The 15,394-nt window shown below is 55.9% G+C and carries 14 protein-coding genes; 5 read left to right on the top strand and 9 right to left on the bottom strand.

Annotation, left to right across the window (positions count from 1 at the left end; translation table 11 throughout):
• Window positions 1-5 precede the first annotated feature (5 nt).
• The 4 genes from Q4G72_RS07585 to Q4G72_RS07570 form a co-directional block, all read right to left on the bottom strand.
• Entirely contained in the window at window positions 6-2,027 is a 2,022-nt protein-coding gene (locus tag Q4G72_RS07585; protein ID WP_303310814.1) for an RICIN domain-containing protein, read from the bottom strand.
• Window positions 2,028-2,203: 176 nt separating this feature from the next.
• A complete protein-coding gene (locus Q4G72_RS07580; RefSeq protein WP_303310813.1) occupies window positions 2,204-2,425 on the bottom strand; it encodes a hypothetical protein in 222 nt (73 codons plus the stop codon).
• Window positions 2,426-2,714: 289 nt separating this feature from the next.
• The gene (locus Q4G72_RS07575) at window positions 2,715-3,386 is read right to left on the bottom strand and encodes a response regulator (protein WP_303310812.1); all 672 of its coding nucleotides are present in this window, start codon (window positions 3,384-3,386) and stop codon (window positions 2,715-2,717) included.
• Between the two features lie 350 nt (window positions 3,387-3,736).
• Complete coding sequence (locus Q4G72_RS07570) at window positions 3,737-5,302, bottom strand: amino acid permease (RefSeq protein ID WP_303310811.1); 1,566 nt, start codon at window positions 5,300-5,302, stop codon at window positions 3,737-3,739.
• Between the two features lie 201 nt (window positions 5,303-5,503).
• On the opposite strand from Q4G72_RS07570, the gene Q4G72_RS07565 reads away from it, so the two are divergent.
• Entirely contained in the window at window positions 5,504-5,977 is a 474-nt protein-coding gene (locus tag Q4G72_RS07565; protein WP_303310810.1) for a DUF4890 domain-containing protein, read from the top strand.
• 91 nt (window positions 5,978-6,068) lie between these two features.
• Here the strand turns inward: Q4G72_RS07565 and Q4G72_RS07560 are convergent, their stop codons facing one another.
• A complete protein-coding gene (locus Q4G72_RS07560; protein WP_303310809.1) occupies window positions 6,069-6,713 on the bottom strand; it encodes an NADPH-dependent F420 reductase in 645 nt (214 codons plus the stop codon).
• A gap of 69 nt (window positions 6,714-6,782) precedes the next feature.
• Window positions 6,783-7,220: a MarR family winged helix-turn-helix transcriptional regulator gene (locus tag Q4G72_RS07555; protein ID WP_303310808.1), complete on the bottom strand. Its 438-nt coding sequence runs from the start codon at window positions 7,218-7,220 to the stop codon at window positions 6,783-6,785.
• Window positions 7,221-7,437: 217 nt separating this feature from the next.
• On the opposite strand from Q4G72_RS07555, the gene Q4G72_RS07550 reads away from it, so the two are divergent.
• The 3 genes from Q4G72_RS07550 to sbcD all read left to right on the top strand — a co-directional run bounded on the left by Q4G72_RS07550 (window position 7,438) and on the right by sbcD (window position 10,619).
• Window positions 7,438-8,817: an MBL fold metallo-hydrolase gene (locus tag Q4G72_RS07550; RefSeq protein WP_303310807.1), complete on the top strand. Its 1,380-nt coding sequence runs from the start codon at window positions 7,438-7,440 to the stop codon at window positions 8,815-8,817.
• Window positions 8,818-8,936: 119 nt separating this feature from the next.
• Window positions 8,937-9,275 carry a DUF6970 domain-containing protein gene (locus tag Q4G72_RS07545; RefSeq protein ID WP_303310805.1) on the top strand — a complete coding sequence of 113 codons (339 nt, stop codon included), beginning with the start codon at window positions 8,937-8,939 and terminating at the stop codon, window positions 9,273-9,275.
• Window positions 9,276-9,389: 114 nt separating this feature from the next.
• On the top strand, window positions 9,390-10,619 hold the full coding sequence (gene sbcD / locus Q4G72_RS07540; RefSeq protein ID WP_303310804.1) for an exonuclease subunit SbcD: 1,230 nt from the start codon (window positions 9,390-9,392) through the stop codon (window positions 10,617-10,619).
• An 89-nt stretch (window positions 10,620-10,708) separates the two neighbouring features.
• Here the strand turns inward: sbcD and Q4G72_RS07535 are convergent, their stop codons facing one another.
• Window positions 10,709-11,989 (bottom strand): glycoside hydrolase family 2 TIM barrel-domain containing protein, encoded by a 1,281-nt coding sequence (locus tag Q4G72_RS07535; protein ID WP_303310803.1) that lies wholly within the window; start codon window positions 11,987-11,989, stop codon window positions 10,709-10,711.
• 204 nt (window positions 11,990-12,193) lie between these two features.
• Between Q4G72_RS07535 and Q4G72_RS07530 the strand changes: the two genes are divergently transcribed.
• The gene (locus Q4G72_RS07530; RefSeq protein WP_303310802.1) at window positions 12,194-12,433 is read left to right on the top strand and encodes a hypothetical protein; all 240 of its coding nucleotides are present in this window, start codon (window positions 12,194-12,196) and stop codon (window positions 12,431-12,433) included.
• A gap of 200 nt (window positions 12,434-12,633) precedes the next feature.
• Here the strand turns inward: Q4G72_RS07530 and Q4G72_RS07525 are convergent, their stop codons facing one another.
• Both Q4G72_RS07525 and Q4G72_RS07520 read right to left on the bottom strand, forming a co-directional pair.
• A complete protein-coding gene (locus tag Q4G72_RS07525; RefSeq protein WP_303310801.1) occupies window positions 12,634-13,041 on the bottom strand; it encodes a hypothetical protein in 408 nt (135 codons plus the stop codon).
• A gap of 39 nt (window positions 13,042-13,080) precedes the next feature.
• Window positions 13,081-15,375: a GH92 family glycosyl hydrolase gene (locus tag Q4G72_RS07520; protein WP_303310800.1), complete on the bottom strand. Its 2,295-nt coding sequence runs from the start codon at window positions 15,373-15,375 to the stop codon at window positions 13,081-13,083.
• Between the last annotated feature and the right edge of the window lie 19 nt (window positions 15,376-15,394).

Genomic DNA, 15,394 nt, shown 5'->3' with positions numbered 1-15,394 from the left:
GCCGGCTATTTCACAATCGTGAATTCTACGCGGCGGTTGAGGCGGCGGGTTTCCTCCCGGTCGTTGCTGGCGCGGGGTTTCGAGCCACCATAGCCAATAGTGCTGATACGGGTTTCGGCCACTCCCCGGCGTACCAGGTAGCGTTTCACTTCCTTTACCCGGTCCTCGGAAAGCTTCACGTTCAGCGCTGCGTTGCCTACGTTATCGGTGTGGCCTTCCAGCCGAATATTCACCGTGGGGTTTTCAACCAAAGTAGCGGCCAGGCGGTTCAGTTCTGTAAATGAGGCAGGCAGCATGGTGTACTTGCCTTGGGCAAAAATGAGGGTAGGCAGTTCCAGCCGGGAACCTACGCTGGCGGGCATCACCAAAAAGTCGCGGGCCTGGTTGGTGGTGAGCGTCAGCGTGTCGGTGGCCGTGAGGAAGCCGCCCGCAGTGGCGGCTATGCGGTAACGGCCGGCGGGCAGCATTAGCTGGAAGGTGCCGCCGCTGGCTTCGCTGCGTGCATTGGCCAGCAGCATAACATTCTCATCCAGCCGCTCGGCCTTAATGGTGGCGGCAATGGGCTTGCGGGTTTTGGCATCCAGTACCCGCCCTGTAAGCGTGGCCCGTACCAGGGCGGGTGGGGTTACTACCGTATCGGGCTTGGGCGGTGGCGTTACGCCTACTTCTGAGCGCAGCACATCGGCCGGGCCGTTGGGGGTTCGGGAAGAGGCATAGTAGGCCTGCTTACCATCAGGAGTCAGTTGAAAATAAGCATCAAAACCGGGGCCATTTACGCTGGCCCCCAGGTTCTGAGGAGTGCTCCAGGCCGTCCAGGAATTATCCAAGCGGTGGCTTACAAAGATATCGGCAGAGCCATAGCCGGCATGGCCGTAGGAGGCAAAGTACAGCGTACGGCCATCCGGGGTAAGCCAGGGGGCAAACTCAAATCCCGGCGAGTTGATGACGTTCCCCAGGTTGCGCGGCTCGCTCCATGCACCGTCGCCGGTGGGCAGACTTACGTAAAGGTCGTTGGCGCCGTAGGCATCGGGGCGTTCCAGGGAAAGGAACAGCACCTTTTCGTCGGAAGGCGCAAAAAACGTGGTGGAAGTACCGTTGGAATAGTAATTATTGATGTCGATGGGTTCAGGCTTTAATGCCTGCTTGCCGCTAAGCTCCGTGCGCGACACCCCTTCGTCGCGGAAGCTGCCGTCCCGCTCATAGTGGCCGCGCACCAACAGAGCCTTGCCATTTTCCACAACGGCCATTACGCCGTTATTCTGAGGCGTATTCAGCGCATCAAGGCGCTGGGCCAGCCCCCAGGTGCGGCCCTTATCCGTAGAGCGGCTCACCCATACGTCCGCCGATTCAGTGTTACCTTCCATATTACCGGCAAAGCGGTTACGGGCAAAATACAGCGTATTACCATCCGGGCTCAACACGGGCTGCATTTCATTGCCTACGGTATTTACCCCCGGCCCTAAGGACGTAGGTGCCCCCATCAGTGGGTGGTCAGTAGCCAGGTTCAGCTTCAGGGGAAACAGCCACCATTGCTGGCTGGCCCGGCCCAGGGCGCGCTGCCCTACCACGGGCGTAGCATTAGCTTTATCGGCGGAGGCTAGGGCTAAGCTGAAATCATTGCCCCGGCTAACCAGTTGAAATGAGCCGGCGGGCCCGGCGGGCACAATGCGCCATTGCTGATAAAAGCTACCCGACCATGGCTGCTGCACCACCGCTGCGTTTTCGGCGGGCCCATCCAGGGTAAGCACTTTGCCGCTGTGGCGGGCCTCAATGCGGTAATACAGGCTATTGGGCGTAACAGGCGTCAGGCGCCATTGCTGGCTCTGGGCCTGGGTAAATTCCCACTGCACGGCCTTGCTGCCGCTTTCCGGCGAGGCATTGGTGATATCCAGGGAGCGGCCGCTACCGCGGGCTACCACCCCATACCACACCGTAGGGTCAGGAATGAAAGCGGCCTGTTGGGCCAGGGCCGGAGTGCCCAGCCCGAGTAAGACGAACCAAAGCACGCAAACCAGTAAACGAATCATAAGCACGCAAAACGGATGAATCGGGCCCAAGTTAGCCGATTTCCGGGCGGCAGGTGCAAACTCCCTAAAAGTGCTGGGCGCCAATCTTCTTTCTGAGAAAGAAAACCGGCGCCCAGTTCTGACGGATAGAGAGTAAGGGTTTCACCTATAGAGTGACGCTAGATGGAACACTATAATTATTGATTATTAATGTACTTAAAACGCACAAAACGCTCATTCTCATAAATAGCCGCAAAGTGGCCACCTCCGGTGCTGTTAGTATTGGAAGCTGACGAGGAGGAAGAAGAAGCGCGACGCTCCGTACGCTCAGGTGCTTTAGGAGTAGTAGGAACGGCGGGGTATGCCCCTGGCGTGAGGCCGGGAACATGGCAGATGAAGGAGAGGATTTTAGACGGCATGTCGGTAATGGTTAAAAGGTGTGAGATAATTCCGGTGGTGATAGAGGCAAGCAGAGCGGCTAAGAAATGAATGAGGCTATAAATATTTTATTGAACGATGCTAAGATAAAACAATAATTTTCAATTATCAATCAGTAGCACCCCGTAAATTCTCCTCCGTACTGGTACGGAGTTTTTAATCCCTCCACCAGCTACCCTGGGCGTGCTATCAACAAGCGGTTTACTGCCGCCTTATTCCCTTACTGTGAAAAATAGGCTGACGAGTACTAAAGGCTTTTTTGGTGCCTGCTTAGCTAATGAGCTTGTGCCGAAAAGCGTACTTGATCAGCCCCACAATGGACTTGGAATTGGTCTTGGCGAGGATGTTTTTCCGGTGAGTTTCCACCGTCCGCTCGCTGATAAATAGCTCTTCAGCAATTCGATTGTTGGAGTATTCCTGCACAATTAGCCCCAGTACCTGCCGTTCGCGCTCCGTTAGCAGCGCCGGCACCACCTGAGGCGCCCGGCGGGCTGGAATATCCAGGTGCTGCAGCAAAGTGGCCGCAGCCTCCTGGCTGAAAAACGTATTACTGGCTGCCACCTGACGAATAGCTTGTACCAGCTCCGATTTAGTGGAGTTTTTCAATAGATAACCCGTCCCGCCAGCTCCCAGCACGGCCTGAATAGTGGCGGCATCGGCCAAGGAGGCAAGTGCCAGAATCTGCACCTGCGGCTTCTGTTGCTTCATGCTGCGGATCAGCTCCACCCCTTCTGCACCGGGTATATTCAGATCTATCAGTACTACCTGCACCTGGGGTAATGCTTCCAGCAACTGCAGGGCTTCTTCCCGATTACTGGCCTGCCCTACTACCTGTATATCCTGCTCGGCGCGCAAAAGCGTCCGAATGCCCTCCAGTACCATCTGGTGGTCATCTACCAGCAGTACCTGAATATCGGTCTGGCCACTTTCTTCTCTTTTCATAGCAGAAGGCACCTTCCCGGTAGGGGTTACAGTAGATGTTTGGCTTCTTATCATCCCGCTTCTATCGCTATAGCATGATACTAAATATAGACATATTACTTATGTAATCAAATTTATATTTTATTGTCTTAATTATACAATGATTTTTACAAGACACTGATTACTTGCGTGATACACTAGGAAAAACCATGCCAGAGCGTAGAATCCCTCAAATCTGTTTTCAGCTTTGCGCGGTTTACTTTTTTCTATTCCACAAAGCCTTTCTGTTAAGCCGCCTATTAGGCCAGAAGACACAAAAAAGCCTCGTTAGCATACGCTAACGAGGCTTTTCACTCTCCAGTACGGTGCGGCTATTCGTGCACTGTTACCTGGTCCATTTCTGTTGGCATTACTACAATGCCTTGCTGCAGCTTGCTATTGCGTCGGCCGTAGAGGAAGTACACAATAAAGCCCAGCAGCATCCAGCCTAAGGCTACCTTCAGCGTAAACGAATCCAGCGCCATAATCATGCTGGTGCAAACCAGTACGCCCATTACAGGCACGAAGGGGAAAGATGGCGAAGACAACGGGGCCCGGAACGGACGGTGCTGTGCAGGATCCGAGCGACGCATAATCCAGATGCCGGCTGATACCAGCACGAAGGCCAGCAGCGTACCAAACGAAGTCAAATCACCGGCCAGCGAGCCGGGCACGAAGGCAGCAAAACCACCCACGAAAACCAGCAGCGCCAGGTTCGACTTGTAAGGTGTGCCGAAGCGGGGGTGCAGTTCCGAAAAGGCTTTCGGCATCAGGCCGTCTTTGGCCATGGAGAAGAACACGCGGCTCTGCCCCATCAGCATCACCAGAATTACCGAGGAGAAACCCAGCAGAATGGCAACCGTTACGGCCGTGCTCAGCCACTCGTAGCCGGGCATGTGCGTTTTAATAGCATAGGTTACGGAAGCCTCGCCGCCCAGAGCCGGGTCAGCAAACTCACGCCAGTTGGCTACGCCCGTCAGCACGTGGCCGAACAGGATGTAGAGGACCGTACATACGGCCAGAGAGCCCAGAATACCAATAGGCATGTCGCGCTTTGGGTTTTTAGCCTCCTGCGCCGCGGTGCTCACAGCATCAAAACCAATGAAAGCAAAGAATACGATGGCCGCGCCACCCAGAACACCGCCCCAGCCATGCTTATTCCAAGCCGTGTACTCACGCACCACAGTGCCGGCCGCATTTTTCACGGGCTCAGCGTTTTCAGGAATCAGGTAAGGCGTATGGTTAGCAGGGTTGATAAACTGCCAGCCTACGGCAATGAAAACCAGCACAATGGCTACTTTCAGAAATACAACAACGGCGTTAAACATAGCCGACTCCTGCGTGCCTTTGATCAGCAGCAGCGACAGGGCCACGATAACCAGCAAGGCCGGCAGGTTAATGATACCGTGCTCCGTCACACCGTTTACCACGGCACTTTCGAAGGGCGAGTGGCTTAAGCTGTACGGCATACTGGTGCCAAAGACTTCCAGCAGCTTATTGAGGTATTCGCTCCAGGCAATGGACACTGTGGCGGCACCCAACGCATATTCCATGATCAAAGCCCAGCCAATAACCCAGGCTATAAACTCGCCCATGGTGGTGTAGGCGTACGTGTAAGCCGAGCCGGCAATAGGAATCATGGCGGCAAACTCGGCGTAGCACAGGCCAGCGAATACGCAGCCAATGGCGGCCACAATGAAAGCCAGCGTTACGCCCGGCCCAGAGGCCTGCGCGGCGGCGGCGGCTGTGCGCACAAACAAACCGGCCCCGATAATAGCCCCCACGCCCAGTGCGACAAGGTTGCCAGCCCCCAGCGTGCGTTTTAGCGTGCCGTGGCCGGTAGAGTTGGCCTCGCCCAGCAGTAGGGCCAGCGGTTTTTTGGCGAAAATATTTGCCATAGAGGTGAAAAGAGAGAAGAAAGAAAGGTGAGTTGGAAAGAAATAAGGATGTTGCCAGGCAGCAACGGCATGGCCAATATAGCCGATTATCCGGACTGTGAGGGCAAATAGGAGGTTTGTGGCGGCAAAACCGGGCCTTTTTAAACCTGGCACCAGCTTTGTAATCTAACCCGGCAAAACCAATCTACAGACCCACCTCCTATGAAAAAGATGCTTGCTCTGGTAGCTTTTGCTGCCCTTTTCAATACCGCCGCTTCCGCACAAACCACCGCTCATACTACTCAGGACCATGCCATGCACCGCGCTGGCCGCATGAACCACGAGAAGATGACACCGGAGCAGCGCGCGACAAAGACCTCGCAGCGTCTCACCCAGCAGCTCTCCCTGTCCGCTGATCAGACCGCCAAAGTGCAGGCTATCCTGCTGGCCCAGGGCCAGGAGATGGAGGCCATCCACACAAAGTACGCCTCCTCCACCGACCGCAAAGCTGCTAAGCCAGAAATGAAAGCGGCCAAGGAAAAGTATGATGCCCAGATGAAGGCTGTTTTTACCGCCGAGCAATATGCCAAGTATAACCAGATGCGCGACCAGCAGGCGCAGAAGCAAAAGGGCATGATGAAAGACGGAAAACTAAAGGTGAAGAACGATAAGATGAAAATGAAGGCCCAGTCCTAATTCTTCGCGCTTTACAACTACCCACCGTACGCAAAAGCCCCGGCCATCTGGCCGGGGCTTTTTGTTGGAGGCAGTTTGAAACCGGGCCGTTTTAGAACCGCATGGCGTGCGTCCAGGTGTTGTGAATGATGCCGTAGCGCACCCACAGCAGCACAAAAGGCTCGGTGGCGCGGGCTTCCTTAATGCCGCCCAGGTCGGTGATGCGGCGCCAGCCCATTTGCTGAAGCAGCTCCGTTACCTGCTGTTTGGCCTCGGCATTGTCGCCGCAAAGGAACATGTCGGGCTCCCCTCCCCCGTTGGCCGAGGCAGGGTCAATCATCTGGGCTACGTTTACCAGGTTTAGGGTTTTTACCACATGAGCGCCAGGTAGCGCGCGTTGCACCTGCTCGCCCAGAGAGTCCGTAACGCCTACAAATAGTTGGGGCGGCATGCCCTGCGAGAAGTCCAGCGGGTTGGTCAGGTCAATGACGGTTTTACCAGCCGCGTTGGCAGCGCCGGCCTGCTCTACGGCGGCTATCGTGCCCGTACCCATGGTAGCCACAATCAGCAATTCGCCAAACTGAGCCGCGTCGGTGAAGGAGCCTTCACGGGCGGTGCCACCGTGCTGCTGCACCCAGGCTACTGCCTTTTCATTGCCAGCCTGGCGCGAGCCCAGCATAACATCGTGACCCAAAGAAAGCAGCTTAGCGCCCAACGTCTGGCCTACGTTGCCGGTACCGAGAATTCCGATTTTCATAAGTTAAAAATAATGGTGAGTGGAAATTTTATTTGGTTGTACATGCAATTATTAATGGACAAAAAAAGGCTATTCAGCCTCTTCCAGCGCCTGAATGGCGGTGTAAGATTGTTGGGTGAGCATTTTGGCAGCTTCTACGCCAATAAGCTCGGAGTAGCGCGCATACAGGCTGCGCCAGGCGGCCTGCAATTGGGGCTGCAGGGCCAGCCCCTTTTCCGTAGCATGTACCTGCGTAGTGCGCCCGGTTACCTCCCGGCGCAGATAGCCCTGGTGCTCCAGCTTCTCCACCAGCCGCGACACGGTAGAAGGCGTCAGCTTCATTAGCTCGCTGAGTTGGGAAGGCTGAATACCGGGTTGCCGGTTCACATTCATCACCACAAACGCCAGGCTGGGGGCTAGTCCTGTTGTCCGAAATTCCTGATCGGCCAGCCCGGTTAATAGCCGGCCCAGCGCATTGGCCGCAAAATACAGGCAGCTGCAGTAAGGAGAATTCTTCTTTTCGCTCATGATGGCTCAAAGGTAATAGATTTTTATATTTGTATGTACAAGCATTAATAAAAATGTTTTTCAACCCTGTCAAAGACCTTTTTAGCAGCTGAAACCTGCCATTTTGCCACAGAACCGACCTTCGCTGTGCAAAAGGAACTACACTTGCTTATATTTGAAAATATGCCTCCGCGCTTAGGCTCTATCGGCCCGATGGCATCCACCAAGTTTTACCCCTATGAGTCCCCTTCCCAGTAGTACCACCTCGGTACAAATTCAGCAGTTTTACGACAAAGGACTGGCCCACGCCAGCTACGCTATCCGCAGCGGCCGTCAGGTGGCTATCATCGACCCGGCCCGCGACCCCCAACCCTATTATGATTTTGCCGACGAGCACGAAGCGCGGATCATAGCCGTCATTGAGACGCATCCGCACGCCGACTTCGTGTCCTCGCACCTGGAAATAGCCGAAGAAACCGGCGCAACCATCTATTGCAGCAAGCTAGTGCAGGCCAGTTACCCCCACCATCCGTTTGATGATGGTAACCGGATAGAGCTGGGTACCGTGGAGCTGCACGCCATCAACACCCCCGGCCACTCCCCCGACAGCATCAGCATTCTGCTGATTGACGACATGGCCCAGATTCGAGCCGTATTCACCGGCGATACGCTGTTTGTGGGCGACGTAGGCCGCCCCGACCTGCGCGAAGCCGACCTGGTAGGCGGCCACCAGCGCGAGCAGCTGGCCGCGCAGCTCTACCACTCCACGCGCACCAAGCTCATGACCTTGCCGGCTACTACCAAAGTATACCCGGCGCACGGCCCTGGCTCTTTGTGCGGCAAAACCACCAGCCCCGACCTCGACAGCACTATTGGCAAGGAGCTGAAAACCAACTACGCCCTGCAGCCCATGAGCCAGGACGAGTTTGTGCGGGTGCTGCTGGAAGATCAGCCCTTCATGCCGAAGTATTTTGGGCACGATGTGATGCTGAACAAGCAGGGCGCGCTGCCCTTCGAGGACAGCATCCGGCGGGTGCCGCGCCCCCTGATGGATGCGCCCGTAGAGCCCGGCATTCTGATTATTGATACCCGCCCGGCCGCGGAGTTCCGCGCCGGCCACCTCCCTGGTGCCATCAATCTGATGGATGGCGGCAAGTTTGAAACCTGGCTGGGCTCTATAGTGGGCCCTCAGGAGCCGTTCTACCTGATGGCTGATTCGCAGATTGCCCTGGATGCAGTGATTCGTAAAGCCGCCAAAATCGGCTACGAAACCAACATCAAAGGCGGCTTACTCACGCCCCACCAGTTGCCGGCCACCAGCCCCACAACGGATGTGGAGCACGTGCGCCATCAGCCCCACGATTTCACCATCGTGGATATCCGCAACCGTACGGAGGCCCAGCATCCTATTTTCGATAATGCCCTGCTGATTCCGCTACCGGAGCTGCGTGAGCGGGTGCGCGAAGTGCCGACTGATAAACCTATTCTGGTGCATTGCGCCGGTGGTTACCGCTCTGCGGCGGGTGCCAGCATTCTGGAAGCGGCCCTGACCGGCGTGCCGGTGTATGATTTGGGCGAAGCCATTACCAGCTTCCAGCCGCAGTCGGCGCACGTGTAAACAGCTTTTTTCGCGGTGCAACTATCCGGCACTGCGCACACTCTTCAAATGACCAGAGCCTTAAGTGGGTCTGGTCATTTTTGTTTTTCTATGGCGCTATTCATTTTGCCAGTACTCCCATGAAAAAGATTCTTTACTGTTTGATTGGCGCTGCCTTTGTTTTCACGGCCTGCGAGAAGGTTGACATTGTGAAGGACGCTCCCAAGTGTATGAAGCAAAAGGCCGTGGACCTAGCACAATCCCCTTGCGAGTCGGATGTAAACATCAAGGAGTACCTCTTTCAGAATAAGCTAGTCTATGTACTCAACACCGGAAATTGTATTGCGGATGCCAGTGCCGAGGTGATAGATGCTAATTGCAATTCGCTCGGCTTCCTGGGCGGATTTGGAGGAAGCACCAAAATCAACGGCGAAGACTTCAGCAAGGCGGAGTACAAGCGCACCGTCTGGGAGAAATAACGACTCATTCAGAGGAAGCCTTTCTTCCGAAGAAGCGGTTGGGACAACATGGGAAGCTCCGGTGGATAACGCCGGAGCTTTCTTCTTACAGCTGGCACGAGTATCTTCGTAGTCATGCGCGTATTACACACCGCCGACTGGCACCTGGGTCAACGCTTCATCAGCGGCCACGAACGTACCGATGAGCATCGCCATTTCCTGGACTGGCTGGTGCAGACCGTGCGCGAGCAGCAGGTGGAAGTGCTGATAGTAGCCGGCGACATTTTTGATACTGGCTCGCCCTCCAACCAGGCTCTGGAGCTGTACTACTCCTTCCTGCTGAATATGCGCGGCACCGGCTGCCGCGACATTGTGGTGGTAGGCGGCAACCACGACTCCCCCGCCACCCTCAACGCCCCTGCGCGCCTGCTGCGCCACCTGCGCGTGCACGTGGTAGGCTGCGTGCCCGACTGCTTCGAGGACCAGGTGTTGGTGCTGGATGATGCCCATTGCAAGCCCGGCCTGGTAGTGTGCGCCATACCCTTCCTCCGCGACCGGGACGTGCGCCTTTCCGTGCCCGGCGAAACTGCCGAGGAGCGCGAAGCCCGCATCAAGCAAGGCATTGCCGACCACTACTCGCGCTGCGCCGAAATAGAGCAGGTATGGCAGCTTAAAGACCTGGGCCTGCCCGTTATTGCCACCGGCCACCTCTACGCCGCCGGCGCTGCCCCTTCCGATTCTGAGCGTACTATTCACGTGGGCAACCTGGGCCAGGTAACTGCCGACCACTTCCCCGATATCTTCGATTACGTGGCGCTGGGCCACATTCACCGGCCACAGCGCGTGGGCGGCCGAGAGCATATCCGCTATTCGGGTTCCCCTATTCCGCTGTCTTTTTCCGAAGTAGACCACCCGAAGGAGGTTTTGCTGCTGGATTTTAAGGGCGGCTGCCTCGCGGAGCTGCAGAGCCTGCTGGTACCGGGTGCCCGGCGGCTGGTGCGCTTCCATGGCACCCTAGCGGAAGTCACCCAAAGCCTCACCACCTATGATAACACCGGCTACCACCTCCCCGCCTGGGCCGATGTGCAGATTCACTCCGAGCTCACCCAGCTGGAAGTAGCCGATGCCCTGCTCAAAGTGATTCAGGAGCTGGACCGGCAGCAGCTGGAAGTGCTGGCCCGCCGCCACTTCCGCCTGGTAAAGCTCCGCGCCCTCGGCGAGGAAGAAGAAGCCGATGCGCCCCTCACCCGCAGCCTCCACGATTTTACGGAGCGCGAAGTATTTGAGCAGCGCCTGGCCGCCGAGCCGGAAGACAGCCGCGCCGAACTGCTGCGCACGTTTGACGAGTTGCTGGAGCGTATGTAAAGAAAAAGGCCACTGAATTTCAGTGGCCTTTTTCTTGCAGACTCTTTAGTAATTAGATGGCTGCTGTGCTTTCAAGAAACCGACAACGGCTACTTGCCCTTCACATAAAACGGAATGTTGGCGGTGGCTACGTTGTCGTGCCCATCATAGGTGTAGATGAACAGGCGGTAGGCTCCTTCTTTTTCGGGAGCTTTAAGATTGATTTTGGCTTTGGCATTCTTCGGAATCAGCCCTGCAATGGGCTCCGGGCGGCTTTCCCGGTCGCCGCCGGATTTCAGGTCGGTGCTTTCCGGGAGCAGCTCCCAGCGGTACGTCAGCCGGTCTTTGTCGGGGTCAGTTACGGTGACGATGGCGGGGTAGCTTTTGCCGGGTTGCAGGTACACGCTATCCGTGGCCTGCTGGCCGTTCAGGCGGAAACCGGCCAGGTGTGGGGCGCGGTTTTCGGGCCATTGGCCGCTCCACAGGTACTGCATCACATCCACCACTTCCGACTCCTTCCCATCCTCCGTGAAGATGCCGTACCAGGTGGGCGTGCGCTCCTGCTTCTGGCCCCACAGAAACACGTAGGTGCCCAGGCACTGGGTTTTGTCCTTGGCCACCGAGGCCTCGTAGCGGCTCTGGTACACGGCGGCTTTCTGGCTGCTGGTTTCTTCTACTGAGGCTTTCCAGGGCGTAACGGGGCTTTCCCAGTGCCCGGTGGGCCCCCACTCGGCTACCACGTACGGCCCCGTCCAGCCGGTGGAGCGCACCTGCTGTGGAATGGCCGCCAGCCCGGCGTAAGTATTAATGCTGAGGATATCCACGGCCGGACATTTGGCCTTGATCAGGTCAACCTCCTTTTGATTGAGGCCCGCCAGCACGGTGCTGGTGGGGTGGTTGGGGTCCACTTCGTGAATCATCTGGGCAATCTGCTGCACGGCATCCCACACTTTGGGGTTGGTGTACTCCAGGTTCAGCTCATTGCCAATGCCCCAGAATAGCACAGCCGGGTTGTCCTTATACTTGAGCACTTCGGCGCGCACCTTTTGCAGTTGCTCGGCCACGGCCTGCGGGTTGTTGTAGTCAAAGCCGTGCCGCTCCCGGGCCACGTCCAGGCCCAGCATCACGGTCAGGCCGTTTTTGTTGGCCTCAGCCAGCGTTACATCGGCGCCCTCGGTGCTCCAGGTGCGGATGGAGTTGCCACCATAGGCCTTCACGCGCTCCGGAAATTGCCCGCCGCCCGCGCCTTTGATGAAGTACGGCTGGCCGCCCCGCAGCAGCTCGTAGCGGCCATTGATTTGTTTTACTTCGACTTTAATCGGGCCGCTTTGGGCATAGGTAACGGTGCTGAGAGCCAGCAATGGTAGGAGGAAACGCAGATTTACGGACAAAATTTAAGGAGTAAGGAGGCAGAAGGGGGTACCAAATCTAACGCAGAAAACGCACGTTACGCTGCTTCCCAACTCTCAAAATATGCGCGGCTCCGGGGCAGGCCATCTATTTATTCAACTCGACTCCTGATTTACAGCTTTTGAAACTAACCCCAATGGCGCCGTCTGCGTTTTATATAGCCTACACCATATCCCTTGTCAATCATGAGCATCTTTGGTTCTTCTGACCGCCCAAGCGGCACAATGGGTGGCCTGCTTTCAGGCCTATTTGGGGGTCGTAAACCCATTAATCCAACTACAGGCAATTATGGCAATGTCAACCAGTCCGGCGGCACTGGCCGTAAACTCGTCACCGGCGCACTGCTGGCTGCCGGCGCCGCATACCTCTACAATCGGAATAAAAACAAGAGCGGCGCAACTCCTGGTTTTTTGCCTAACCGGTAGGGATATTTATTTCAAAATTTTGAAGCCCTGTCATTAGCTATTTTAGCTAGTGACAGGGCTTTTTTCACTTGGGCAAATTACTGTCGCTGCGCAGCTACAACGACAACGCCTAGTCAGTAGTCTTGTAACTGCGGATATTAATAAAAAACATTATAAATAAGATCAATATATTAAATATAAATTAAACAATTGCCTTATTCTTATATTTTATCTGGGTTATGCTTAATATTGCTAACAAACAGCACATAAGTGTCATCTAAAATCTCATAGTGTTCTTTTGAAAGTTGAAAATAACTCGGATTTAACACTACTATATCACAATGGTCACGAGTATATCCTTCAATTTTACCTTCTATAATGAAATTAGAATGATAAAATTCGTAATCAGTAAAATTTGATGCTATTGCTAATATGATGTTTTTCTTATTTGATTGAATCAACCGAACATTCCAATTTTCATCTACATAAGGCTTTAATACTTTACCTCCCGCACTATTAGCTAGATCTTCAACACTCCAATTGGAAATCAATTCAACCAATGCGTCCACCTGGCAGCTATCTATAATACATAATAACTTATTCAAATATTCAAAATCAGATTTTACCATACTTAATAACAAGTTATTTTTAGGAAAAATATTTGTGGCTCATGGTTTCCCCGCCATCACAAACACCAGCTCCCCCCCATTCAGGATATTCTGATGATTGAGAAACGGTCGGGTCAGTTTCTGGCCGTTTAACCGCGCTTCCTTCACATACACGTTCTTGTCGCTCTGGTTTTTGACGGTGATGCGGAAGGTTTTGCCGTTTTCCAGCCGGAGCGTGGCGCCGTGGATGGCGGGACTACCGAGGGCGTATTCCGGGGAGCCGGGCGCTACGGGGTAGAAACCCAGGGCCGAGAAGACGTACCAGGCTGACATCTGCCCGCAGTCGTCGTTGCCGCCGAGGCCGTCGGGGGTGGGGCGGTACATTTTGGGCAGAATCATGCGTACGCGGGCCTGGGTTTTCCAGGGCTGGTTGGTCCAGTTGTAGAGGTAGGCGGCGTGGTGGGCGGGCTCATTGCCGTGCACGTAGTTTCCGATGATACCGTCGCGGGTGATGTCCTCGGTTTCGGCGAAGAACTTATCGGGCAGGTGCATGGTGAACAGCGAGTCCAGATGCTCCGTGAAGCGGGCGTTGCCGCCCATTTTAGCGATGAGCGCGCCAGGGTCCTGGGGTACGTAGAGGCTGTAGTTCCAGGCGTTGCCTTCGATGAAACCCTGGTTGTGGGTGCTGAGCACGTCGAAGTCTTTGCGGAAGGAGCCATCGGAAAGGCGGGGGCGCATGAAGCCGATGCGCTGGTCGTATACGTTCTGCCAGTTCTGGGCGCGCTTGCTGAATTCCTGCTCAATATCCGCGCGGCCCAGCTTTTTGGCGGCTTGGGCAATGCACCAGTCGTCGTAGGCATATTCCAGGGTTTTGGAGACGGAGGAGCCGCTTTTATCCTCGGGCACGTAGCCCAGGCGCAGGTACTCGCCTATGCCGTCGTACCACTGCTGGCGGGCAGTAGTCACGCAGGCATCCAGGGCCTTGTTGGCATCGAAGGGTGCGTTGCCTTTCACAATGGCATCGGCAATAACGGGCACCGAGTGGTAGCCAATCATGCACCAGTTTTCGTTGGCGTGGTGGCTCCACACGGGCAGCATGTGCTCAGCGCTCTGCCCAAAGTGCGCCAGCATGGACTGAATCATGTCGGCGTTGCGCTTGGGCTGCACCACGTTAAACAGCGGGTGCAGGGCGCGGTAGGTATCCCAGAGCGAGAAGGTGGTGTAGTTGGTGAAGCCTTCGGCCTTGTGAATGTTCTGGTCGAGGCCACGGTACTGGCCGTCCACGTCCTGATAGGTAGTGGGGCTGAGGAAGGCGTGGTACAGGGCCGTGTAGAAGTTGTCCTTGTCCACCCGTTTCGGCGACTCAATCGTGACCTTGCTTAGCTCCTGCTGCCACTGCGCCTGGCCCTGGCGCTTCACCTGCTCAAAATCCCAGCCCGGCAGCTCGGCGCGCAGGTTGCGCAACGCCCCTTCGGTACTTACCGACGACAAGGCCATTTTCAGCTTGATCTTCTCCCCTGCCTGGGTCTGAAAGTCGAAGTATAGGCGCAACTGCTCGCCGGCTTGCTCCGGAAAGTTATGGGCTTGGTCGAAACGGCCCCAGAAGCCACGATAAGCCTGCTTCTTGGCGTAGTTGCGGGCGCCGTACTGGCGGAAGGGCTTGGAGAATTGCAGGGCAAAATACTCAGTGCGGGTGCGGGCCCAGCCGTTGGTCTGGCGGTAGCCGGTCACCAAGGAGTCGTTTTCCACGCGCACAAACGTCCAGACATTTTTATCGGGGTAGTTGTAGATGCCGGCCGTGAGGTCGAGGATGATGTGGGCGTCGTCGGCCTTGGGAAAAGTGTACTGGTGAAAGCCGACGCGGTTGGTGGCCGTCAGCTCAGCCAGGATGTTGTGGTCGTCGAGCTTTACTTTGTAGTAGGCCGGTTCCGCTACCTCGTTCTGGTGCGCAAACCGGGAACGGAAGCCACTCTCGGGCTTGTCGGCGGTGCCGGGGTTGAGCTGCAGCGGCCCGGTAGTGGGCATAATAAGGAAGTCGCCGAGGTCGGAGTGGCCGGTGCCACTGAAGTGCGTGTGGCTGAACCCGACGATGGTTTTGTCCTCGTACTGGTAGCCTGCGCAGTATTCGTACACCTTGGGGTTGTACTTGCCGTTCTGCTCGTAGCTGATGGTGTCGGTATCGGGCGAGAGCTGCACCATGCCAAACGGCACCGTCGCGCCCGGAAACGTGTGCCCCATGCGCTGCGTGCCCACTATGGGGTGCGCGTATTGGACGAGGTTTTCGGCGGGCTTAGCCTTTTGGGCGAAGGTGGGAAAGGATGCGAGGAGAAGTGCGGCGAGGGAAAGGCGGTTCATCAGCTTCAGAGTGGCGTTG

It is taken from the genome of Hymenobacter sp. BT730 (genome assembly GCF_030542105.1).
Classification (GTDB): domain Bacteria; phylum Bacteroidota; class Bacteroidia; order Cytophagales; family Hymenobacteraceae; genus Hymenobacter.
The sequence above is the reverse complement of the archived record's forward strand: the minus strand, read 5'-3'. Positions and strand labels throughout refer to the sequence as shown.